This window comes from Peribacillus sp. P4_C12, assembly GCF_056402095.1.
This window is the reverse complement of record NZ_JBFUIB010001034.1, coordinates 1-796: the sequence shown is the minus strand read 5'-3', so window position 1 is coordinate 796 and position 796 is coordinate 1. Positions and strand designations below refer to the sequence as shown.

The 796-nt window shown below is 46.0% G+C and carries 2 protein-coding genes; both read left to right on the top strand.

Annotated features, from left to right (window positions below; all coding sequences use genetic code 11):
* Window positions 1–485: MFS transporter (locus AC1DUW_RS31050; protein WP_477644484.1), on the top strand; the 485-nt coding region annotated here is incomplete at its 5' end.
* A 64-nt stretch (window positions 486–549) separates the two neighbouring features.
* Window positions 550–796 (top strand): DUF3237 family protein (locus AC1DUW_RS31045; RefSeq protein ID WP_477644483.1); only part of this gene is annotated, 247 nt, incomplete at its 3' end.

Here is a 796-nt window from a genome sequence, read left to right as displayed (position 1 = left end):
TTATTGCGGTTATGCAAATCGGAGCTATTGTAGGTACCATTGTATTTGGGCGATTGGTGGATAAACTGGGCTTTAAGAAAGTACTTGTTCCCCTGTTCTTCTGTGGTGCGATTGCCCTGTCGCTCATCGGCTTCACGAACAGTCCATTTATCGCATACGCCCTGATTTCAGTAATAGGTGCTGCATCGGTGGGTGTACAGAATATGTCAAATGCATTTGTTTCCCAGTATTATCCTACTGAAATGCGTTCCACTGCCCTAGGCAGTACAATGGCTTTTGGACGTATGGGGGGGATAGTGGCTCCGACATTCGTAGGTATTCTTCTTACAATGAACCTGCAGCCCCAGTATAACTTCGCAGCAATTGCAAGCGCCGCTGTGCTTGGGGGATTCGCGATGCTGTTCGTTCAGGAGAAGCATGGTAATTATAATAAGGAAGCGAACCAACCTGAATCGGCAGAAGATCGTTTTAATGCCGCTAAATAATATTCAGAAATCCCGATGAGATGCTCTCTTCGGGATTTACGACTGAGAGGAAGGGGAAGAGGACATGGGCATTAATCTGAGGCATATTTTTACTGCGAATATACATGTGGACGACCCTATTGAAGTAGGGGATGTAGGAACTGGTATAAGAAGAGTCATTCCTATAACGGGTGGAACGTTTTCCGGGCCTGGGATAAAAGGAATTGTTTTGCCAGGTGGCGCGGATTACCAGATGATTCGATATGACGGCATGACGGAAGCACTTGCCCATTATACGATTCAAACAGATGAGGGGGTACCTATTTATGTTG